Annotated in this window: 22 protein-coding genes; 8 read left to right on the top strand and 14 right to left on the bottom strand. The window is 51.7% G+C overall.

What is annotated here, in order from left to right:
• Positions 1-178: 178 nt before the first annotated feature.
• From lsrA to lsrG, 6 genes are read left to right on the top strand one after another with little or no spacing between them, the layout of a single operon-like run.
• On the top strand, positions 179-1666 hold the full coding sequence (lsrA, locus tag ACQG19_RS21640; protein ID WP_013098850.1) for an autoinducer 2 ABC transporter ATP-binding protein LsrA: 1488 nt from the start codon (positions 179-181) through the stop codon (positions 1664-1666).
• Positions 1663-2694 (top strand): autoinducer 2 ABC transporter permease LsrC, encoded by a 1032-nt coding sequence (gene lsrC / locus ACQG19_RS21635; protein WP_094084851.1) that lies wholly within the window; start codon positions 1663-1665, stop codon positions 2692-2694. Before lsrA ends, lsrC begins: the two co-directional genes overlap by 4 nt.
• A complete protein-coding gene (gene lsrD / locus ACQG19_RS21630; RefSeq protein ID WP_246932627.1) occupies positions 2695-3672 on the top strand; it encodes an autoinducer 2 ABC transporter permease LsrD in 978 nt (325 codons plus the stop codon).
• Between the two features lies 1 nt (position 3673).
• Positions 3674-4675: an autoinducer 2 ABC transporter substrate-binding protein LsrB gene (gene lsrB / locus ACQG19_RS21625; RefSeq protein WP_047361247.1), complete on the top strand. Its 1002-nt coding sequence runs from the start codon at positions 3674-3676 to the stop codon at positions 4673-4675.
• Positions 4676-4686: 11 nt separating this feature from the next.
• Positions 4687-5574, top strand: coding sequence for a 3-hydroxy-5-phosphonooxypentane-2,4-dione thiolase (gene lsrF, locus ACQG19_RS21620; protein ID WP_038420670.1), 888 nt, complete (start codon positions 4687-4689; stop codon positions 5572-5574).
• Entirely contained in the window at positions 5571-5864 is a 294-nt protein-coding gene (lsrG, locus tag ACQG19_RS21615; RefSeq protein WP_013098845.1) for a (4S)-4-hydroxy-5-phosphonooxypentane-2,3-dione isomerase, read from the top strand. The genes lsrF and lsrG overlap by 4 nt, the downstream gene beginning before the upstream one ends.
• 139 nt (positions 5865-6003) lie before the next feature.
• Here the strand turns inward: lsrG and ACQG19_RS21610 are convergent, their stop codons facing one another.
• The 3 genes from ACQG19_RS21610 to ACQG19_RS21600 all read right to left on the bottom strand — a co-directional run bounded on the left by ACQG19_RS21610 (position 6004) and on the right by ACQG19_RS21600 (position 8124).
• Complete coding sequence (locus ACQG19_RS21610) at positions 6004-7452, bottom strand: alpha/beta hydrolase (protein WP_246932625.1); 1449 nt, start codon at positions 7450-7452, stop codon at positions 6004-6006.
• Between the two features lie 108 nt (positions 7453-7560).
• Positions 7561-7854: a hypothetical protein gene (locus tag ACQG19_RS21605; protein WP_020689402.1), complete on the bottom strand. Its 294-nt coding sequence runs from the start codon at positions 7852-7854 to the stop codon at positions 7561-7563.
• Between the two features lie 12 nt (positions 7855-7866).
• Positions 7867-8124, bottom strand: a complete 258-nt coding sequence (locus tag ACQG19_RS21600; protein ID WP_023622126.1) for a hypothetical protein — start codon at positions 8122-8124, stop codon at positions 7867-7869.
• Positions 8125-8371: 247 nt separating this feature from the next.
• On the opposite strand from ACQG19_RS21600, the gene ACQG19_RS21595 reads away from it, so the two are divergent.
• Positions 8372-8917, top strand: a complete 546-nt coding sequence (locus tag ACQG19_RS21595) for a YfaZ family outer membrane protein (protein ID WP_013098838.1) — start codon at positions 8372-8374, stop codon at positions 8915-8917.
• A gap of 171 nt (positions 8918-9088) precedes the next feature.
• On the opposite strand, the gene pagP is transcribed toward ACQG19_RS21595, so the two are convergent.
• From pagP to ACQG19_RS21545, 10 genes are all read right to left on the bottom strand, one after another.
• Positions 9089-9730 (bottom strand): lipid IV(A) palmitoyltransferase PagP, encoded by a 642-nt coding sequence (pagP, locus tag ACQG19_RS21590; RefSeq protein ID WP_013098837.1) that lies wholly within the window; start codon positions 9728-9730, stop codon positions 9089-9091.
• A 156-nt stretch (positions 9731-9886) separates the two neighbouring features.
• Positions 9887-10264, bottom strand: coding sequence for a zinc metalloprotease HtpX family protein (locus ACQG19_RS21585; RefSeq protein ID WP_029883828.1), 378 nt, complete (start codon positions 10262-10264; stop codon positions 9887-9889).
• A gap of 126 nt (positions 10265-10390) precedes the next feature.
• Entirely contained in the window at positions 10391-10861 is a 471-nt protein-coding gene (locus ACQG19_RS21580; RefSeq protein WP_038985758.1) for a glycine zipper 2TM domain-containing protein, read from the bottom strand.
• A 9-nt stretch (positions 10862-10870) separates the two neighbouring features.
• On the bottom strand, positions 10871-12133 hold the full coding sequence (locus ACQG19_RS21575; protein WP_045293622.1) for an arginine deiminase: 1263 nt from the start codon (positions 12131-12133) through the stop codon (positions 10871-10873).
• 21 nt (positions 12134-12154) lie between these two features.
• Positions 12155-13594 (bottom strand): basic amino acid/polyamine antiporter, encoded by a 1440-nt coding sequence (locus ACQG19_RS21570; RefSeq protein ID WP_129327521.1) that lies wholly within the window; start codon positions 13592-13594, stop codon positions 12155-12157.
• A gap of 120 nt (positions 13595-13714) precedes the next feature.
• Complete coding sequence (locus tag ACQG19_RS21565) at positions 13715-14392, bottom strand: winged helix-turn-helix domain-containing protein (protein WP_038420666.1); 678 nt, start codon at positions 14390-14392, stop codon at positions 13715-13717.
• A gap of 440 nt (positions 14393-14832) precedes the next feature.
• On the bottom strand, positions 14833-15333 hold the full coding sequence (locus tag ACQG19_RS21560; RefSeq protein ID WP_032618564.1) for a hypothetical protein: 501 nt from the start codon (positions 15331-15333) through the stop codon (positions 14833-14835).
• The gene (locus ACQG19_RS21555) at positions 15296-16021 is read right to left on the bottom strand and encodes a winged helix-turn-helix domain-containing protein (RefSeq protein WP_062935491.1); all 726 of its coding nucleotides are present in this window, start codon (positions 16019-16021) and stop codon (positions 15296-15298) included. Before ACQG19_RS21555 ends, ACQG19_RS21560 begins: the two co-directional genes overlap by 38 nt.
• A 232-nt stretch (positions 16022-16253) precedes the next feature.
• Entirely contained in the window at positions 16254-17102 is an 849-nt protein-coding gene (locus ACQG19_RS21550; RefSeq protein ID WP_108453653.1) for a dihydrodipicolinate synthase family protein, read from the bottom strand.
• A gap of 11 nt (positions 17103-17113) precedes the next feature.
• Positions 17114-17800 (bottom strand): B3/B4 domain-containing protein, encoded by a 687-nt coding sequence (locus tag ACQG19_RS21545; protein ID WP_246932621.1) that lies wholly within the window; start codon positions 17798-17800, stop codon positions 17114-17116.
• Between the two features lie 42 nt (positions 17801-17842).
• Between ACQG19_RS21545 and ACQG19_RS21540 the strand changes: the two genes are divergently transcribed.
• Positions 17843-18445: a helix-turn-helix domain-containing protein gene (locus tag ACQG19_RS21540; RefSeq protein WP_246932619.1), complete on the top strand. Its 603-nt coding sequence runs from the start codon at positions 17843-17845 to the stop codon at positions 18443-18445.
• A gap of 75 nt (positions 18446-18520) precedes the next feature.
• On the opposite strand, the gene ygjG is transcribed toward ACQG19_RS21540, so the two are convergent.
• Entirely contained in the window at positions 18521-19900 is a 1380-nt protein-coding gene (ygjG, locus tag ACQG19_RS21535; RefSeq protein WP_246932617.1) for a putrescine aminotransferase, read from the bottom strand.
• Positions 19901-20204 lie beyond the last annotated feature (304 nt).

Below are 20204 nucleotides of genomic sequence, written 5' to 3'. Positions count from 1 at the left end.
GACGGCGCAGGTCGAAAGTGTGAGCTACGCGGCAAAACGGATCATTTAGATAGTTTCTTTCTCAGATGGATCTTAATCGATAAAACTGTGATCCCTGCACGGTTGTAAATATAGTTCACCGTCTACGCTTTTGAACATTATTAAATCTAAAAATCATTTGTTCAATAGCGGAGCGATGATGACCCCACTTATCGAAGCACGAGCCATCTGCAAGCAGTTTTCCGGGGTGCCGGTTTTGAAAGGCATTGATTTCACGCTGCTTGCAGGCCAGGTGCATGCGCTGATGGGCGGGAACGGCGCGGGTAAATCGACGCTGATGAAGATCATCGCCGGGGTGGAGACGCCGGACAGCGGTGAACTTTCCGTAGCAGGTCATTCATATGCGCGGCTCACGCCCGTGCAGGCCCATAAGTTAGGTATCTATCTGGTGCCCCAGGAACCGCTCCTGTTCCCCAATCTGACGGTGCGGGAAAACATCCTTTTCCGCCTGCCGCGTGAACGGGAAAGAGAGAATCGGCTGACGGAGAAGCTGCAGCAGCTGCAGTGCCAGCTAAATCTCGATGCCACCGCCAGCACGCTGGAAGTGGCGGATCAGCAGATGGTGGAGATCCTGCGCGGTCTGATGCGTAACGCAACGATCCTGATCCTCGACGAGCCCACTGCCTCCCTTACGCCGGGTGAAACCGAACGTCTGTTTCGCCAGATCCGCGCCCTGCAGGATCTGGGCGTCGGTATCGTCTTTATCTCGCATAAATTGCCGGAGATCCGCCAGCTGGCAAGCCACGTCTCGGTGATGCGCGACGGTGCCGTAGTGCTCAGCGGGGAAACCGCGCAGTTCGACGATAACGCGCTGATTGCCGCCATGACGCCGGTGAGCCGGGAGAAAGGCTTAAGCGATGCGCAAAAACTGTGGCTGGCGCTGCCGGGAAACCGTCGCACCCAGCCGCAGGATTTTCCGGTATTGCGCGTGGACGATCTTACCGGGGAGGGGTTTATCGATCTCTCGCTTGAGATCTACGCAGGCGAGATCGTCGGTCTGGCCGGGCTGGTCGGATCCGGGCGCACCGAATTTGCCGAGACGCTCTACGGCCTGCGTCCGGTGCGTGGGGGACGGGTCTGGCTGGAGAATCAGGAGATCACTCACGAGAGCGTGGGCGCCCGGCTGGACAAAGGCCTGGTTTATCTGCCGGAAGACAGGCAGGTGTCCGGCCTGTTCCTGGATGCACCCATCCGCTGGAACACCGTGGCGCTGAACGAGCCGTCTCTCTGGCAGCAGCGCAAGCGGGAGTCCGCGGTGGTGGAGCGTTACCACCGCGCGCTGGGGATCAAACTCAACCATGCGGATCAAACCGTGCGCACCCTCTCCGGCGGGAATCAGCAGAAAGTGCTGCTGGCCCGCTGTCTGGAAGCCAACCCGTTACTGCTGATCGTCGATGAACCGACGCGCGGCGTGGACGTGTCGGCACGTGCCGATATCTACCAGCTCATCAAAAGCGTGGCCGCGCAGAACGTGGCGGTGCTGATGATCTCAAGCGATCTCGATGAGTTTCCTGGCCTTGCCGATCGCGTGCTGGTTATGCATCAGGGCGTGCTCAGCGGCGAGTTGCCGCGCCATGCCGTCAGCCTCGATCGGATGATGGCGCTGGCGTTCGGAGGACAATCATGAAGACGTTACTGAAAAACCGCGAGCTGAGCGCGTTTCTCGCCATTCTGGCGCTGTTTGCCGTGCTGGTGGCGCTTAATCCGGCGTACCTGAGCCTTCAGACGCTGGGGATGATCTTCGCCAGCGCGCAAATCCTGATCCTGCTGGCGCTTGGCGCCGCGCTGGTGATGCTGACCCGCAATATTGACGTCTCCGTGGGCTCCACCGTGGGGCTCTCCGCCATCGCCGTCGGCGTGGCGCTGAACAATGGCTACAGCCTGCCGGTATCGATGCTGTTCGCGCTGTCTGTCGGCGCGCTGGCAGGGGCGTTCAACGGGTTGCTGGTGGTGGCGCTGCGCATCCCGGCGATTGTCGCCACCCTCGGCACGCTGGGGCTGTATCGCGGGGCGATGCTGCTCTGGACCGGTGGAAAGTGGATTGAAGGGTTACCGCCGGGGCTGAAATCCCTCTCTGAACCCGTAGCCGTGGGCATTTCGCCGCTCGGCATGGTGGTGCTGTTTTTGGCCGCCGTCGGCGCGTGGACGCTCTCGCGTACCGCGTTTGGACGCGATTTCTATGCCGTGGGCGATAACCTTGCCGCCGCGCGCCAGCTGGGCGTGGCGGTTAACCGCACGCGGATGATCGCCTTTACTCTCAACGGCATGCTGGCGGCCTGCGCCGGGATTGTCTTTGCCGCGCAGATTGGCTTTGTGCCAAACCAGACCGGGAGCGGGCTGGAGATGAAAGCCATCGCCGCCTGTGTGCTCGGCGGCATTTCGCTGCTGGGCGGGACGGGCACGCTGATTGGCGCACTGCTTGGGGCCTTTTTCCTGACGCAAATCGACACCGTACTGGTGCTGTTTAAGCTCCCGGCGTGGTGGAATGACTTTATCGCCGGGCTAGTGCTGCTGGGCGTGCTGGTGCTCGACGGGCGTCTGCGCCAGGCGCTGGCGCGTCATCAGCGGGCGCTGAAATACGGTCGCTTCCAGCCGGGTAACAGAGGGGGAAAGCACGTCACCCCATTTCCCAAACGCAAAAAAGAGGTGGCGTAAATGAAGCTTAACTGGGAAAGCGCGCTGCTGATCTTACTGGTGCTGGAGATCCTGCTCTTTGGCGCCATCAACCCGCGAATGCTCGACATCAACATGCTGCTGTTCAGCACCAGCGATTTTATCTGCATCGGCATTGTGGCGCTGCCGCTGACGCTGGTGATTATCAGCGGCGGGATCGATATCTCCCTCGGTTCAACCATTGGCCTGTGCGCCATTGCGCTGGGGGTGATGATGCAATCGGGCTGGCCGATGGCGGTCGCCATTCCTCTGACGCTGCTGCTGGGCCTGCTGTGCGGGCTGGTGAATGCGGCGCTGATCCACTACACGGGTATCAGCCCTTTAGTTATTACTCTCGGCACGCTCTACCTCTACGGCGGCGGGGCGTTGCTGCTCTCCGGTATGGCGGGCGCGACGGGCTATGAGGGCATCGGCGGCTTCCCGGACAGCTTTACCGCGTTCGCTAACCTGACCCTGTCAGGTCTGCCCATTCCGCTGGTGCTGTTTGCGCTCATTACGCTCTTCTTCTGGCTGATTACCCACCGCGGGCGCTTTGGGCGGCATCTGTTCTTAATCGGCCAGAACCCGCGCGCCGCGCGCTATGCGGCGCTGTCGGTTAACGGCATGCCCTACGCGCTGTATGGCCTGGTGGGCGTCGCCTCGGCCATTGCCGCCCTGGTGATGGTCTCCTATTTTGGTTCCGCGCGCTCGGATCTGGGGCGCGATCTGCTGATGCCTGCCCTCACCGCTGCCGTACTCGGCGGGGCGAATATTTATGGCGGGTCAGGTTCGGTTATCGGTACTGCACTGGCAGCGCTGCTGGTGGGGTACCTGCAGCAGGGGTTACAGATGGTCGGCATCCCCAACCAGGTGTCGAGCGCGCTGTCAGGGGCGCTGTTGGTTGTGGTGGTGATGGGACGTTCGCTGAGTCTGCACCGTGAATGGGTGCGTTCTCTCTTTAGAAAACTATCCGGAGCGTAAGATGAAAACAAAACTGATAGTCCTGGCGATGGCCCTCAGCTTCGCCTCGGCGCAGGCGGCGGACCGCATCGCCTTTATCCCGAAGCTGGTGGGGGTGGGCTTCTTCACCAGCGGCGGCAATGGCGCGAAAGAGGCGGGGAAAGCGCTCGGCGTGGACGTCACCTACGACGGCCCAACCGAGCCGAGCGTCTCCGGCCAGGTGCAGCTCATCAATAATTTCGTCAACCAGGGCTATAACGCCATTATCGTCTCCGCCGTGTCGCCGGATGGCCTCTGCCCGGCGCTGAAGCGCGCCATGCAGCGCGGCGTCAAAGTGCTGACCTGGGATTCCGACACCAAACCGGAGTGCCGCAGCATCTACATCAACCAGGGTACCCCGGAGCAGCTCGGTGGCCTGCTGGTGGAGATGGCCGGGAAGCAGGTGACAAAACCGAATGCCAAAGTGGCGTTCTTCTACTCCAGCCCGACCGTCACCGACCAGAACCAGTGGGTGAAAGAGGCGAAGGCCAAAATCGAAAAAGATCATCCCCAGTGGCAGATTGTGACCACCCAGTTTGGCTATAACGACGCCACCAAATCCCTGCAAACCGCCGAAGGGATCTTAAAAGCGTACCCGGATCTGGATGCGATCATCGCCCCGGATGCCAACGCTCTGCCTGCCGCGGCGCAGGCGGCGGAAAACCTGAAGCGGGAAGGGGTGGCGATTGTCGGATTCAGTACGCCTAACGTCATGCGTCCGTACGTCGAGCGCGGCACGGTTAAAGCCTTCGGCCTGTGGGATGTGGTGCAACAGGGCAAAATTGCGGTCAATGTCGCCGATCGTTTGTTGAAAAAAGGCGATCTTAACGTCGGCGACAGCGTGGAGGTAAAAGATATCGGTACGCTGAAGGTCGAGCCGAACAGCGTCCAGGGCTACCAGTATGAAGCAAAAGGCAACGGCATCGTGCTGCTGCCAGAGCGCGTGGTGTTCACCAAAGAGAACATCAACAAATACGATTTCTGACGGGGGAGCAAATGGCTGATTTAGACGACATCAAAGACGGTAAGGATTTTGGCATCGGTACACCGCAGCAAAATGTACCGTTCACCCTGAAGGGCTGTGGCTCGCTGGACTGGGGCATGCAGTCCCGGCTTTCGCGCATCTTCAACCCAAAAAGCAACCGCACGGTGATGCTGGCCTTTGACCACGGTTACTTCCAGGGGCCGACCACCGGTCTTGAGCGTATCGATCTCTCAATCGCGCCGCTGTTCGCCGAAACCGACGTGTTGATGTGTACCCGCGGTATTTTGCGCAGCACCGTACCGGCCGCCACCAATAAACCGGTGGTCCTGCGCGCCTCCGGCGGTAACTCAATTCTGGGCGAGCTGTCGAACGAGTGCGTGGCAGTGGCAATGGAAGACGCGCTGCGCCTGAACGTCTGTGCGGTGGCGGCGCAGGTGTACATTGGCAGTGAATTCGAGCATCAGTCGATCAATAACATCATCAAGCTGGTGGATGCGGGGGCACGCTACGGGATGCCCGTGCTGGCGGTGACGGGCGTCGGCAAGGAGATGGCGCGCGATGCGCGTTACTTCTCGCTCGCCAGCCGTATTGCCGCCGAAATGGGGGCGCAGTTTGTCAAAACCTACTATGTGGATGAAGGATTCGAAAAAGTGACCGCCAGCTGCCCGGTGCCGATCGTCATCGCCGGGGGGAAAAAGCTGCCGGAGCACGAGGCACTGGAGATGTGCTGGCGCGCGATTGACCAGGGAGCCTCCGGCGTGGACATGGGGCGCAACATCTTCCAGTCCAGCGCGCCGCTCGCCATGCTGAAGGCGGTGAAGAAAGTGGTTCACGAGAACATGAGCGCCCGGGAGGCGTTCCAGTTCTGGCAGGAAGAGAAACAGGGAGAAGCAGAATGAACGTGACGTTAGTGGAGATCAACATCAAACCCGAGCGGGTGGACGAGTTTCTGGAGGTGTTTCGCGCCAACCACGAGGGCGCGATTCAGGAGCCGGGAAACCTGCGTTTTGACGTATTGCAGGACCCCCGGGTGAAAACCCGGTTCTTTATCTACGAGGCCTATAAAGACGAAGAGGCGGTGCTGGCGCATAAAAAAACGCCGCACTACCTGGCCTGCGTGGATAAGCTCGAAGAGCTGATGTCGGAGCCGCGCAAAAAACGCAGTTTTGTGGGGCTGCTGCCGGAGTGACAAATTAACCGGCAGCCAGCGATTCAATGGGGATAGTGGTGAAAGAGGCGAAGAATAACGGATGTTATACTCTGGCGCCGGTTGTCTTTTATTTCATCTATCCCCAACGATGAGCTGACGTTAAAAAACGCCTCTTCCATTATCTTATGACGCCAGCAATCCTTTCAATCAGATAGGGGTAGAACGGATTCGAGGTGATACGCATTAAGGAGTCCATATCTGCCAGCAATACCGCACGCTCCCCTCTGACGCGTAAAACACCCAGACTCAGACCATAGTGATTCGGTTCATAGGGTTCACTTCCATATAAGGAGTCATGGACAGGAAACGGGAGGGCGACATGAGAGAGTGAAAAAACATCTCTCGGATAGCGCACATTAAGGGGCTGCACGTCTGCTGTTGTTGAGTGCGCTGAGTGCGTCGAAGCGACCATGTTCATACTCTCTGAAGAGGCGTTTTTGACGATAGTCGTCGTGTAAGTACGCTGTGGTGTTGCCAGTAAGTGTGATAGCGCGCGATCCGAAGAGTGGCGAAACAGTGCACGAAAATTGACCGCACGATTAATATCAAACAACACCAGTTCGCTACCGTTATCCGGTAGATTGTGATGGAGCACGTCCAGCACTGCCCGGGTACTGACTGTGGAATCAAGAACGGACTGAAACGTAAGCACATGAGGAAGATCTTTCCAGCCAGCCGATGACTTGCGTCGCGTAAGATCCCGTTTCAATGTCTCAGTCAGAAGATAAGCCTGCCGCGCACCATTCACGGGAAAAGAGTTATATTTAAAAGGATTAAATTCTGGTACCAGACCTAACCAGGCCGCACGAGAAAAGGCCGGGAGAAAGGCTGTCCATTCGGCCATTCCCGAAAACCGAGCAAAGCGGCTTATGCCTATCATGGGAGAAATCAGGACAATTTGTTGTGGCTTCTTCAGGCTCTCATCATCAAGGGCATCGATGGCATATTTCATGGCCAACGCCCCACCATTGGAAAAACCAACAATATGCAGCGGCGCATCCGCATGGGTCATTTTTGTTGCCTCGCGCACCGCAAGACGCGTTGCTGCCAGCCAGTCCTGCCATTTTACATCCGTTAATGCCCCGGGTACGGTTCCATGGGCAGGTAGACGGATCCCGATGGCGACAAACCCTTCTTTTTGATAGAGCCGGGCAATATGCTGCAGGCTGTAAGGGGAGTCCGTAAGTCCATGCAGTAACACGACAGCCCCTCTCGGTTCCGCCTGTGGGCGCATGATGTAGGATCGATTCCAGTCTGTGGGAAGGGTGTCCGGAAATACCGGGCTTGACGGGTTATAACGATTAAAACTCGTTGTATCCTGATCGGTTTGCTTCATAACGACATTGTTATGCACCTCCATGAAGAGGGCGTTTTCAGCATTGATATAGTCATCCCAGTCGGCCCGATCGATCTCGTGTTCGCGTAATTCATTAGGGACAAAAGTATGCCAGGGCTGGAGTTCGCCGCTACGCTGTACCCAATAAAACAGGCCTGTCATTGCACAAAGCGTGAAGCCCAAAAGGATAAAAATACAACGCTTCAACACTCTAATACTTTTCTTGCGCATAAATCCTCTAAACATAGATATTCAACCTGATATCTGCTGTATTTAGGTTTTAAAGCGCAGCGTGGTTGATGATGGGGGCACAGAATAAAGATATGGACATCGCATAAACTATGCTTTTAACCATTGCATGATCAGCAAGGAGTTAATGGCGAAATTGATATGCGCGACGATAGATAACATAATACTAAGCGCTGCCACAAACAGAACCTTGAGGTTGAGGATGCGTGTTTTTTTTAAGTTTGCATCTAGCCATAACATATTCCTTATTTTATTCTTTTGATATAAATACATTATCCCCATAGATAAATATAAGAGAGGCATGATAATGCTTACTGAATTGATCTGTAACAGCAGTAATTCACTGCCAACTAATGCAAAAAGCCATGAAATAAATAGCAGCATAAGCGTTGCTCCTCAGTTTTTTTTGTTGGTAAGGTAAAACCAAATCATAAACAGAACATCTAAAAACAACCAAACTCCGCCCAGCAATAAAACGTGCGAGACAGCGCCCGGCCAGAACAAAGCGCCATTGGGGGAAACAGAAAAGAAATCCTGTCCCCAGACCAGGCGTGCCACAATCATGAAAAGGGGCAGCAATAAAAGGTTGAACAGAAAAAGATAACGGATAAAGTTTGGTTTTTTGGGCCGTCTGATATTTTCTTCCGGGAACATGGTTTCCTCACTGGTTTCGGTGAAAATAAAGAGGCATTCTAGTGCGAAAAGATAGATGGAACTTAAACACACGTCATTTTATAGCGTGCGCAGCTGCCACCTCGATGATTAATGAATGAGAGTATTGTGAGTGAGGATCTCTTGTTTGTTTGAACTTCATATAACATCGCCCCCTAAAATAAGCCACCAGACAGAGCTTGTTTAAGGTTCTGACTTCTTTTTTTTAATGTAGATTAGGTGATAACAAATGTTTAAAAAAACACTCACAGTAGTGGCAATTCTTTCAACTCTTTCTGTTGGTGCTAACGCCGCTGAAATCGGCGCTCAGTTAGGTACACAACATACGGAGTTAAATGCACTAATTGCGCCAGAGCCGACCGGTATTTTTTATACTGCAAACTGGGCTAACAATTATAATGATGGCCGTAATTCTGGCGGTGTCGGCCTGGGTTATCAGGTGTCTCTGGGTAAAGCCGATCTTTACGCAGGTGCCAAGGCCATCTATATGGCGCCTAAGAAAGGTGATAATGGATTTGCGGCACCGATTGGTGGCGGGGTTCGTGTCCATTTCAGCGATGAGGTGTATGCCTATGGTGAAGGTTATACCGCGCCACGTGGCCTGAACAATGCCGTCGAAAACTATGTTGAAGTTGATGCTGGGTTGGCCTGGCAGGTACGAGATGAGGTGAAACTCAAAGCGGGTTACCGTCATATTAGCGTTCATGGTAAATCCGGTACGCCTAATCATACGCTGCTTGATGGTGCTTACCTGGGCGCCGCACTTCAATTCTAAACAAACACTCACCGCGAGCCCTACGCTCGCGGTGAGTCGTTGCATATAATCCAGTCATTTTTCTTTACCCTCCTTTTTATCCAGATACTCTTCTTCCTTCTTCTCTTAAAACATTTCCTTTCCTGCGCTGATAGTAAAAAGACCGAGAGTGTAATGCAGGGCTGAGCCCTGCTACAGGTTGTAACGTAACCACCCGAAGAGTACGTTTCCGTTATTATAGGTGCCAGGAATATAGGTGAACTGGACATTCACATTTTTATAACTCGCTGAAAAAAGCGGGAATATAATCGGTAAGGGAATGTAGTTGCCCATATCTTTACGCGCCGTTATCCCGGCGGTCACCCCTAATCCCAACCTGAAATCTTTTTGTTGGCCTGGATGCCATCCTTTCTCCCATGCATAGCCGGTGACCGGTTGCCACTCATTATGTGAGTCTTTAAACACCATTCCATACAGTGCACTCCAGTTGCCATTGCTGTGATGACGAGAAACACCCACTCCGGCACCCCAGGGCATTTCATTGTAGCGATCGGTCTTTTCTTTATCGTACATGAACCGGTTATGCCAGCTGATAAAAGGAAGATAAATATCGTGGCTATCATAATCTGTCCAGGTTTGCGTAATATCGGAAACAATCCTGCTGCCCCAGCTTGCTGCATTTTCATCAGCATGAGTCTGGCCATAGGCACGTGTGGCAAAAAGAAGTAACCCGCTCCAGAGTAAAACAGAGCAAATCAACAAAAATAAATGATAAAAGCCGCCGATAAAGTCGATTTTTTCCTTACAGGGCTGCCAGGGGGTAGTGCTTTTCATTGCGAACGCTCCAGTGGATAAAAGTAGTTAAAAAATAATAAATAGGCCAGCGCATTAACAAAACATGAGACGAATTGTTAATAGCGCCAGAGATGACTGATGTTCTAAAACGAAATGACTAAGGTTGGATATTACGCCATCCTTAGTCATTGTGATTTAATTTATGGCTTTCTTTTTAAGGAGTTCGAACTCCTCCTGGCTAATAACGTCCTGGTCTAATAGTTTTTTGGCGTCTGATATTTGCTCCGCTGGGGATTTACAAAGACTATATTGTGCTGCGGCATTCGCATCCAGTCTGTAAGCACGTTGTCTTTTGGCCATTCCCTTACCTCTCAGAATGAGATAAAAAACAGAGGTGATCAGCGGGATGAAAAGTAACAGCATTATCCAAAGCGATTTAAAGAAGCCGTTGAGTGTATTGTCACGGAATAAATCAGTAACGATCTGGAAAATAACAAACAGATACGCAATAAAAAAGAATATAGAAAACAGGGTGGCTGCCATATTCCAAAATTGTAATAGATGAGTCGTCACAATGATGCCTTCTTAAGGATATAAATGGTCACATGGAATGAATAAAAGATAAAAACCTGCCACAAAAAATTTTCATCCTTAATGAAAAGGACAATCATCCTGTTGTGGCAGATATGATAAAGCGTGTTATTGAGCTGGAGAGATCGTTACCTGACCGCGATGCGAGGTAATATTTACACGTTGCCCTACGACAAATTCACCTTCACGGGCAGGCTGCACGGTGACGAACTCTTGCCCGTTATCAGGACGAATAAAGAGTTCAGCCGCATTGTGTCGCGCCATTCCTCGTTGTATCGACTGTCCTGCCATCGCTCCAGCAACGGTACCGCCAGCCGTCGCCAGCAGACGGCCGCTTCCGCCACCAATAGCATTACCGGCAGCACCGCCAATCAACGCGCCCCCGACTGTACCGGCAGCGCTGCTTCCGGTGTCGTTTTGGATTGTTATATATCTCACCCCTGTGATTGTGCCGTGCGACAGCGCCATCACCTGACCGGAAAGCGCAGCACTTGCATGATGGGCAGAACCAACGGGTTTTTCAGTACAGCCAGCCAATGCCAGCAAACCGGCCAACATTAAAACAGAACGTGTAAACATCTCTCTTCCTTATGAGTAATCAACGGCATCACGAATTAATGGACATGTCATACAGTGGCCGCCACCGCGTCCACGCCCTAATTCACTCCCAACAATTTCAATGACCTCAACGCCTTCTTTACGCAAACGGTCGTTTGTTTTGGTATTGCGGTCATAGGCGATAACGACACCTGGAGACATGGCGACCACGTTATTTCCGCTATCCCATTGCTGACGCTCGGTGTCGTAAACATTGCCTTCGGTTTCAACGACCCTGAGCGAGCGTAAATTGAGTGCCCTGGCTACCACCTCTGTTAACGGCTCTGAATAATGCTCCAGACGCATTCCGCCTGGGGAGTCGTCCTTAATCAGTGAAAAGACTTCGATTTGATCAACAATGGCGGGATAAAGCGTCACTAAATCTCTGTCACAAAAGGTGAATACGGTATCCAGGTGCATCGCCGCTCTGAGCTTCGGCATCGCGGCAATAATAACGCGCTCGACATGGCTAAACGGGTTCGAAAACAGGGCAGATGCAAGCTGGGCAATGGCCTGATAGGACGTTCGTTCGCTCATACCGATTAAAACGGTCTTGTTGCCAATAGGCATAACATCGCCGCCTTCAAGGGTGGCGGATCCGTGATAACGCGTTGGATCTCCCCACCATGTATTGATCGTCTGACGGGTGAAGTCCGGATGGAACTTATAGATAGCAGTGGTCAGTAACGTTTCTTCACGACGAGCCTGCCAGTAAAGGGGATTAAGCGTAACCCCGTTATAAATCCAGCTGGTGGTATCTCGCGTATAAAGCGTATTCGGCAACGGCGGGAGCAAATATTCACGCAGCCCTGTCGCTCTTCCGACGAGTTCAAGTTCTTCTTTATCGCCCCTGTGTCTGTTCAGCAAATCATAGGTTGAAAGCCCGCCGATCATAAACTCAGCCAGCCGATCTGCGGGTAACGAATCCAGAAACGAGCGTGTTTCATTAAGCAAACCCAACGGGATTTCATCAGCAGTAATCTGCTGTTCGATGAGCCAGTTGCGTGCCTGACGGTTAGCCAACGTTTCGGAGAGCAGATCATGCATCTCAACAACGTCAACACCGCATCCGCGCATTTTGTTAATAAAATCGAGATGATCCTGACGGGCACGCTCTACCCACATGACATCATCAAATAACAGGCGGTCGCAATTGCCCGGCGTAAGACGGCTATGTGCTAACCCAGGGGCGCATACCATCACTTTGCGTAACTGGCCGACCTCGGAGTGAACACCCAGTGGTATATCTTGCATAGTATCTCCTTAAGAGAGTAATTAAATGGTAATATTTCCGTTTATAATTCCATAAATACAGGCCAAAGCCGCGAGCACGATGGCGGTAAATAATATTCGTTCCGTACCAGAGAATATTTTCTTGTTTTGCTCACGCTTAGCAATGTAATAAAGCAGTGTGCCAGGCGCATAAATAACGGCGGACAGCAGCACATACGTTAATCCGCCGGCATAAATCATCAACGAGGCATAGGCAGTGGCAATGACAGAAATCACCAGGTCTTTATAATATCCCTTTGTGCACTGTTCGTAGGTTTCTCGTGTAATAACCAGCTTCAGGCTATACGCGGCAACCAGAAGATAGGGGATAAGCGTCATCGCGCTGGTTAGCTCAAGGGCTAACAGGAATGCGTAATCGCTGAAAAAAGTGATAATTAAGAACAGCTGTATCGCGATATTCGTCAACCATACGGCTGAAGAGGGAACGCGCCAGCGATTCTCGCGTGCAAAAACGGCAGGCATGCTCTTTTTCAACGCTGCGGAATAAATAACCTCCGCAGCGAGCAATGACCAGGAAAGATAGGCTCCGAGGACAGAGATAATTAACCCCACGCTGATGAAAATCATACCCCAGCGTCCCACTATGCTTTCGAGAACACCGGCCATTGAGGGTTGCCGTAAGGCTCCCAGCTCGGCCTGGGGCATAACGCCATAAGAAAGCATGGTGACTAACATCAGTAAGCACAGCACCCCGATAAAGCCGAATACGGTCGCCAGGCCAACGTCTTTCCGGTTAGTTGCATAACGCGAGTAAATACTTGCCCCTTCGATTCCAAGGAATACGAATACGGTCACCAACATAGTGCTTCTGACCTGGGAAAAGATTGATCTGAAGAGAGGTGGCTCTCCGGCGGCCCCGCCCCAGAAATTAAGCATAAACATCTCTTTTTTGAATGCCATTATCAGAATGGCGATAAATACAAAAATAGGGATGATCTTGGCACAGGTGGCCAGGGTATTGATAAAGGCCGCTTCTTTAATACCCCGCAATACCAGGAGATGAAAAGACCATAAAACAACTGATGAGACAGCGATTGCCAGCAGCGTATTACCTTCGCCAAATGCAGGGAAAAAAGCGCCTAATGTTGATTTAATTAAAATAAAATAGGATACGTTGCCGATACATGTACCCGCCCAGAAACCGAGTGCCGAAATGAAGCCCGGATATTCGCCGAAACCGGCTTTAGCGTAGCTAAAGACGCCCGCATTGAGTTCAGGCTTTCTTTGCGCAAGGTTCTGGAATACAAATGCCAGCATCAGCATACCGCCACCGGCAATCACCCAGGCAATAATTGCACCAAGCCCACCGGTTGCTCGTCCGAATGCAGCAGGTAATGAAAATATACCCGCTCCGATCATCGCTCCGACGACAAGCGTCGTTAAAGACCAAAGCGATAGCGTATTGGTCGTAGATTTGTTCATATAATTTACTTAACAATGAAGCTGTGATTGATGAAGTGTGAGTTTAAAAGCGTTAAATATACCGTACTTAAATGAAGTTAATTTTTATGCAATCAAGGCAGCACAGGGGCTGGGTGTAAATCAGATCGCACCGTTTAGATCGTAATAATAACCCTCTTCTCTTTGATTTCTGATTTGCCCGCTGTTGTAGGGCGCCAGTTTCTTTCTCAGACGACCAATAAGCACCTCGACGGTATTGTTTTCTTTACCCATCCAGTCGTGGTAGAGATGTTTCATGATTTTTCGTTTGCTCAGCGCCTTGCCTTTGTTCTTCACCAGTAGCTTCATAATTTCAAATTCAAAACGGGTTAGTCGAATTTTTTGCTTGTTGATGAAGAGTACCTTGCTGTTTAAGTCGAGTTCTAAATTACCTGCAGTAATACGGCTGGAAGGGGTGAGATAATTCCGGCGTACTAAAACCCAAATTCTGATGATAATCTCTTCAATATGACTAGACTTGACAACATAATCGTCAGCACCGCTTTCAAACGCTTTCACCTTGTGTTCAATATCGTTGCTGCTGTTAAGGATCATGATGCGGATAGTGCGCCCTTCGCGTCGCCACTTACGAATCGCCTGTAACTCAGTAGTGGAAAGCGTTTCAGATGCCATAATCAGGAGTTCAGCTTTATTTGAAAACATAAACATTTCCACTTCCTCAATACTCGAAGATACATCAGTTAAAATACCTGCCTCTTCAATTTGGGTTTTCAAATAATGCTGATTTATAATGTTAGGATCTAATATTAACACGCGCATATCTTCCTCTCACTTTGTTGCTTCGCCTGTTAGGGTTTTTGACATTTTATGAAATGGATTTCTATGCTTTACAGATAAAAGCATCGTCACCAAAAAGTTGGCTAAATAATACTTTCGAAATAAATTCAAACAATTCTTTTATGAGGGATATTAGAAATACAAAATAAAAAAATGCAGAATAAAAGAAGTGAAGGGAAGAGTATGAGAAAAGCAGAGGAGGTAGAATTAAATCAAGAAAAATCACATTTAATAAGGTTTTTGTTCTGCTTTTTTGGCGTGTGGAGTGTTTGTTTAGATGAACGTATGGTTGCTCCAATTGCTTTCTGGTTGGGTTTTTGTTAAGAGTTAAGTGCGAATTTTATTTCTTGATTTAACAATCTATACATCTGTCTTGCATTCATAACATTAGCACAATGAGCCATGTGCTTGCGTCAATAAACTCATTTTCGGCAAATAAATATGGCACGCTGCAAATCGCTTATTCTCCAGGTTTTGGGGTCAAGCTTCTGGATCTTATAGTGCAGGACAGGTTGGCTGGTGGTGAGTTTTTCAATCAGCAAAGAAGGTGCATTATCCTGCGGATTAGCAAGAAATTTACCTTTTGTGACTTTGTGGAATCCGTTTTGCACGTCTGTGTCGATGGTCATGTTTCCTGTACGATCGACAAGGTACTCTTTACCATAATAGTTCAACGTGCCGTATTCGCTGACCGTGACGAGACCATCGTTGGTAATGTGGAAAACAATTTTGATATTTCCATTAATCCCTTGCTGGACATTTTTTGAATCTTCATAGTTGATATGTACCGTCGACATACAGTTCATCGGTAGGTAATCATAAACACCAACAAGCTTGTATATTCCCATTGCAAGCAAGGGAAGCATCAACAGGCATAAAACAATATTAATTGTTGTTAATATTGACGAAGTTTTCGCATTCATGTCCTTTCCCTGTATTTTGTTTGCCACACAGGGCAATGTGAGTTGAGTACACCTTGCTTTTTAAAGGCGCTCTGTTGTCATCAAAATAGATATTTTTGGGATATTGCTGGCATTTTAATGCGATTCTTTGCCCTAAGTTTGTATTAAAAAATGAGTCAATATTCTCTTGTTTGACGCCATTTTCGTCAGTATAGACATCACATAATCCGACTGACTTATATTTATGCATAGTGCTATCGTTTAAATGGTACAAATAAAAGGCAGTGATGGTGCTCACCATTAAAACGGTTAATATTATTGTGCTAATATAAAAACCTTTGTGCGAGGAACAGATTTTTTTAAATTTTTCGTACGTGCTATTACGTGTAGTACTAACACGAGTACACTGGCAGTGCAGTACAAATCCTTGCTTTGGTATTGTTTCGATTTTGTCTTCAAGCGAGAATTCAAGAAATGCTTTTCGCAACAGGGATATGTTTCGATTCAGGTTGTTATCAGAAGCAACCAGACCATGTTCTTCCCAGACTTTTTCAAGGAGTTCAGTACGGCTGACCTGAGAATTATTGGCGTCAATAAGTGCATTTAATAATCGCGACGTCGCCAGTGAAAGCTCAACTTCGCGTTTATTATCGGTTAAAATGCGCGATTCATCATTATAATGCACTATCCCGTCAAGTAGGTACTGCATAGCTTAAACGTCCTCGCAAATGAATCTAAGCATTATAATTTTAGCGCTACTATTATTCAATCTTCTGATTTCTATTAAGAGTCGAGAAGACGTATTTTTACCGGGTTAATTACACGTAGACAGAGGGACAAACTGCGAGGGTGGGGACGTTGCTTTCTCAACCATTCCTGAGAATGATTACTTTATGAATGATGCGGTGTGGCCGGGTAAGCGCAGCGCCACCCGGCGTTTTTCAGGCCAGTTCCAATTTCGCAAGGATCGCTGAAAGCGCCTCGCGCGGCTCTCCCTGAATTGCCTGCAACGGGAACGGCAAGCCGGGTGTTGCCACTTTTCCCCTCATTTCCGCCGCTGCCGCGATGACCCTTACGCTACCGTAACGACGGAACAGATCCCATAGCGGCTCTAACCGTTCTGACTCTGTACTTTTCCCCGAACGCGCTATCGCCAGCGCCGCTTTTGGGAACAACCCCGCGAGAACCGAATACCAGACGTCAAACCCGGCCTGCAAGGCTGAGGCTGCCCGCCAGTCACCGGCGATACCCAGTGTGACCGTATCAGGAAGCCGGGCACGTACCTGCGACAGGTCCTCCGGCACGCGGCCAAGCTTGATGGAGCCCACATTTGGCAGAGACGCGACGGCAAATAGCAATTCATCGCTAAACGCAAAACCGGTCGTGGCAGGGTTATCGTAAATGCACAGCTGTACGGAGAGCTGGCGGGTCACCGTTTCATAGAGCTTAAATACTTCCTCATCCGTTAATCGCTGGTACGACACGGGTGCCATCAGCACGCCGGAGACTCCGGCCGTTTGCGCGTCGTCAGCCAGACGCAGAATATCGTCCAGCCGCATTGCGCCGATGCTGACGATAACCGGTATGTTACCGGCATGTTCCACCGCACAGCGTGTCACCCGGGCACGCTCTTCAACGGTCAGATAGGCATAGCTCCCGGTCGAGCCAAGAATGCCCAGTGAATCGACGCCTGCCTCAACCACGGGAGAGAGCAGATGCGTAAAGGCCTGCTCATCAAACGTGCCGTTTTTCAGGGGCGTTAACGGAAATGCGCTGACTCCACGAAACATTTTTTATCCTCTTACAGGGTCAGTAACTGCCTGTGCGCCATTGCACCCGGCATCAGACGTTGCAGGTTATCAATCAGATCCGCTCCGGCTTCTTCCAGTGCCGTAAGCGGCATTGACGGCAGACTTTCCAGAATAAACCACATGGTTTGCGCCTGACTGTCAAGACGCGTCCGTATACCCTGGCGCCAGTTCCAGCGACGGCAGGTAACACCGAGGTCGTCGCGCCAGATAACCTCGCCCGGCTCCGGGTATTCCACCACCGGCTGCCCCTCTTTGAAGGTATCAAACGGTTCGCTGCCGTCCGCCAGCGTCAGGCGCGGCGCGCCTGAATAAGTCGCAAGATTTTCTCCACCAACCGGGATGGCGTAGCGAATGCTCACCGCGTTGTAGATATCCACCACCGGATCGAGCGGTGGCAGCGAGCCGTCTTTTAAGACCCGCTTACGTAAGGCGGATGCCGAGCAGGGCGTACGTTTCGGTTTTGCGCCGAAGGCCTTAAATACTTCATCCCAGCCGGAAAGGTGCGCGTCAGCCCACGGCACATCATCATTAAGCATCTGCTGGCAGGCTTGCGTGAGCACGGCCGGAGCGACTTCCGGGTGGGTAATCGGCGCAGCTTCAACCAGAATGCTCAGCGCCCGAAAGCCCGGGGCAATTGCGGCAAGGCGCGGGTCTATTGACGGCGTAACGAGAGACATAAATAATCCTGTATTGACTGTTTTATACCATGGTAGTGACCAATGACTGAAAAAGTCAATATAATGACTGAACAGGGTGCCGATATCGCCCAGGTAAGCCTGGCCGTAGCGAACCGCATACGCAACTGGCGTAAAGAGAAAAAACTGTCGCTGGATGAACTCTCGCGGCGTGCCAGCGTCAGCAAAGGCATGCTGGTGGAGATCGAAAAGGGCGCAGCCAACCCCAGCATCGCCATTTTGTGCAAGCTGGCTGCCGCGCTCGGTATCTCAGTGGCGGATATCGTTAACGTCTCCAGCGAGCCGCTGGTGCACGTTATCGAAGAAGCCGCGATCCCGGTGCTGTGGCAGGGGGAAAAGGGCGGACGCGCCAGACTGCTGGCAGGAACCGCGGGCCCGGATATGATTGAGCTATGGCAGTGGGAGATGCAGCCGGGAGAGCGTTTTACCTCTTCGGGGCATCCGGCGGGCACCTTTGAGCTGCTGCACGTGAACGAAGGCATATTAACCCTGACGGTGGACGAGACGGTTACGCAGGTTGCTGCCGGGGCATCGGCGGTGGCGAAAACGGAAGCCGCGCACGGCTATGCCAATGAGGGAGAAAAGGTGCTGCGCTTTACCATGACGGTGGCGGAGTTTCACCGATAAAAAGCAGCCCGGTGGCGCTACGCTTACCGGGCTGGTGTTGTAGGCCGGGTAAGCGCAGCGCCACCCGGCGTTTTTTTACGCCTCTTCCACACTCACGCGCAGTGCCGCCAGCGCTTTACGTGCCGCCTTCAGTACCTGCTCACACTGCTCAATGGTCAGCGTCAGCGGTGGCTCAATGCGGATGGTTTTGGAATTGTTGAGTGTGCCGGCCACCAGCACCCGCTGGCGGAACATCTCGCTCGCGAAGCTATAGCCGATTTCGTTATCAACAAACTCAATGGCCATCAGCATACCTTTACCTCGTGCCTCCTGGATCAGATCCGGGTATTCACGTCCCAGCTGACGGAAACCGTCCAGCAGCATGTCGCCTTTCTGCTCCGCCTGCGCAGGCAGGTTTTGCTCCAGCAGCACGTTAATGGTGGCCAGCGCGGCCGCACAGGCCAGCGGGTTACCGCCAAAGGTGGTGGTATGCAGGAACGGGTTGTCGAACAGCACCGAGAAGACCTCTTCGGTGGCAACCGTCGCACCAATCGGCATTACGCCGCCGCCGAGCGCTTTCGCCAGACACAAAATGTCCGGCTGAACGTTCTCATGCTCGCAGGCGAACATCTTTCCGGTACGTCCCATGCCGGTCTGCACTTCGTCGAAGATCAGCAGCGCACCAAACTCATCGCACAGCTGACGTACGGCAGGCAGATAGCCCTGTGGAGGCAGGATCACGCCGCCTTCGCCCTGAATCGGCTCCAGGATCACCGCGGCTACGTCATCGCCGGTTTTACGGCATTCGCTGAGCACGGTGCGCATGGTATTAATGTCGCCGAACGGCACGTGGCGGAAGCCCGGCAGCAGCGGCATAAACGGTTTGCGGAAGGTGGATTTGGCGGTCGCAGACAGGGCGCCCAGGGATTTACCATGGAACGCGCCGCTGGTGGCGACAAAAGTGAATTTCCCGCGCGGCGACTGGTACGCTTTGGCGAGCTTAAGCGCCGCTTCGACCGATTCCGTGCCGCTGTTGCTGAAGAAGCTGTATTTCAGTTTGCCGGGTGTTAAGGCTGCCAGCGTTTTCGCGAGCATGGCGCGAAGCGGGTCGAGCAGTTCCTGGCTATGGAGAGGTTGTTTCGCGAGTTGATTCTGTACGGCGGAAACCACTACTGGATTACGGTGCCCCACGTTGAAAATGCCAAAACCACCCAGGCAATCAATAAACTCCTGTCCCTGGGTGTCGACAAGCGTATTCAGACTTCCCGCTTGCCACTCTACGGCTCCGTAATCCCCGCCGGCGGTAACAGATTTGCGATACTCCAGAAAACCTGGATTGACGTGCTCTTTAAAGTAATCGATGACCTCTCGGTTAAGTTGTTTCATCTCCTCATGATCAAGCGTTCGCTTCTCAATGAGATTCAGTGCGTGCGCGGTACAGGCAAGAGCCGAGGCGCTGGAAGGTAACCTGTTCAAAATATGCTCCCGGGGATCGCGTATCACATGATACTGCGTTAAGTATTGCAGGGATTACGCCACTTCAGCGGACTTAACGAAAATCGGGATAAACGCCAGGTTAAAATAATGTTGCGCAATATTTAATCATGCCGATGTTTTCCAGACGGGATTTAGCGGTACGGAAAACGGGGGCAGGAAGACGTGGATGGGGTCAATTGCACCAGGGGGGTGCAGGCGGTGCGACTTAAGTGGGCGTTAACAGATCATCCTTTGCAGGTAATTTCATTGTGAAAGTATTTAAAATCAATCAATTATAAAATCT

The sequence above is a fragment of the Enterobacter cloacae complex sp. 277I4 genome (genome assembly GCF_050031465.1).
In the GTDB taxonomy this organism is placed as follows: domain Bacteria; phylum Pseudomonadota; class Gammaproteobacteria; order Enterobacterales; family Enterobacteriaceae; genus Enterobacter; species Enterobacter cloacae.
This window is presented reverse-complemented; position numbering and strand designations above follow the sequence as displayed.

Bases quoted from the DNA above. Each gene is read 5' to 3' on its own strand.
- lsrA (WP_013098850.1), top strand. From the start codon at position 179: ATGACCCCACTTATCGAAGCACGAGCCATCTGCAAGCAGTTTTCCGGG.
- lsrC (WP_094084851.1), top strand. From the start codon at position 1,663: ATGAAGACGTTACTGAAAAACCGCGAGCTGAGCGCGTTTCTCGCCATT.
- lsrD (WP_246932627.1), top strand. From the start codon at position 2,695: ATGAAGCTTAACTGGGAAAGCGCGCTGCTGATCTTACTGGTGCTGGAG.
- lsrB (WP_047361247.1), top strand. From the start codon at position 3,674: ATGAAAACAAAACTGATAGTCCTGGCGATGGCCCTCAGCTTCGCCTCG.
- lsrF (WP_038420670.1), top strand. From the start codon at position 4,687: ATGGCTGATTTAGACGACATCAAAGACGGTAAGGATTTTGGCATCGGT.
- lsrG (WP_013098845.1), top strand. From the start codon at position 5,571: ATGAACGTGACGTTAGTGGAGATCAACATCAAACCCGAGCGGGTGGAC.
- ACQG19_RS21610 (WP_246932625.1), bottom strand. From the start codon at position 7,452: ATGCGCAAGAAAAGTATTAGAGTGTTGAAGCGTTGTATTTTTATCCTT.
- ACQG19_RS21605 (WP_020689402.1), bottom strand. From the start codon at position 7,854: ATGCTGCTATTTATTTCATGGCTTTTTGCATTAGTTGGCAGTGAATTA.
- ACQG19_RS21600 (WP_023622126.1), bottom strand. From the start codon at position 8,124: ATGTTCCCGGAAGAAAATATCAGACGGCCCAAAAAACCAAACTTTATC.
- ACQG19_RS21595 (WP_013098838.1), top strand. From the start codon at position 8,372: ATGTTTAAAAAAACACTCACAGTAGTGGCAATTCTTTCAACTCTTTCT.
- pagP (WP_013098837.1), bottom strand. From the start codon at position 9,730: ATGAAAAGCACTACCCCCTGGCAGCCCTGTAAGGAAAAAATCGACTTT.
- ACQG19_RS21580 (WP_038985758.1), bottom strand. From the start codon at position 10,861: ATGTTTACACGTTCTGTTTTAATGTTGGCCGGTTTGCTGGCATTGGCT.
- ACQG19_RS21575 (WP_045293622.1), bottom strand. From the start codon at position 12,133: ATGCAAGATATACCACTGGGTGTTCACTCCGAGGTCGGCCAGTTACGC.
- ACQG19_RS21570 (WP_129327521.1), bottom strand. From the start codon at position 13,594: ATGAACAAATCTACGACCAATACGCTATCGCTTTGGTCTTTAACGACG.
- ACQG19_RS21565 (WP_038420666.1), bottom strand. From the start codon at position 14,392: ATGCGCGTGTTAATATTAGATCCTAACATTATAAATCAGCATTATTTG.
- ACQG19_RS21560 (WP_032618564.1), bottom strand. From the start codon at position 15,333: ATGAATGCGAAAACTTCGTCAATATTAACAACAATTAATATTGTTTTA.
- ACQG19_RS21555 (WP_062935491.1), bottom strand. From the start codon at position 16,021: ATGCAGTACCTACTTGACGGGATAGTGCATTATAATGATGAATCGCGC.
- ACQG19_RS21550 (WP_108453653.1), bottom strand. From the start codon at position 17,102: ATGTTTCGTGGAGTCAGCGCATTTCCGTTAACGCCCCTGAAAAACGGC.
- ACQG19_RS21545 (WP_246932621.1), bottom strand. From the start codon at position 17,800: ATGTCTCTCGTTACGCCGTCAATAGACCCGCGCCTTGCCGCAATTGCC.
- ACQG19_RS21540 (WP_246932619.1), top strand. From the start codon at position 17,843: ATGACTGAAAAAGTCAATATAATGACTGAACAGGGTGCCGATATCGCC.